The organism is Herbaspirillum sp. WGmk3 (assembly GCF_023952535.1).
Lineage (GTDB): Bacteria > Pseudomonadota > Gammaproteobacteria > Burkholderiales > Burkholderiaceae_D > Herbaspirillum > Herbaspirillum huttiense.
This window is the reverse complement of sequence record NZ_JAKYWT010000075.1, coordinates 1-267: the sequence shown is the minus strand read 5'-3', so window position 1 is coordinate 267 and position 267 is coordinate 1. Positions and strand designations below refer to the sequence as shown.

Here is a 267-nt window from a genome sequence, read left to right as displayed (position 1 = left end):
CTAAAGGAGTTCATTCAGGAAACAAATTAGTATCTGCTGCTAGTAGACTTAGTAAAAATGGTTATGTTAAAGCATCCTCGGCTATTTATAAAGCCTTTGATTTTGGATTGAAAAATGAATTAAAAGGTAGCTATTTTTACACAGCAGCTAAAAAAGGTACAGGTGTAACAATTTCTTATGGTATGTATACTGCAACAACAGGTCCGAACCATACTATAGCTAAGAATTTTAAATATAGTTATAATTAAATAAATGTGAGAGGAAGGA

At 31.1% G+C, this 267-nt stretch carries 1 protein-coding gene; it reads left to right on the top strand.

The annotated features are described in order from the left end of the window. On the top strand, positions 1-248 hold a 248-nt coding region (locus MKD49_RS26005), incomplete at its 5' end, for a hypothetical protein (protein ID WP_371925520.1). Positions 249-267 lie beyond the last annotated feature (19 nt).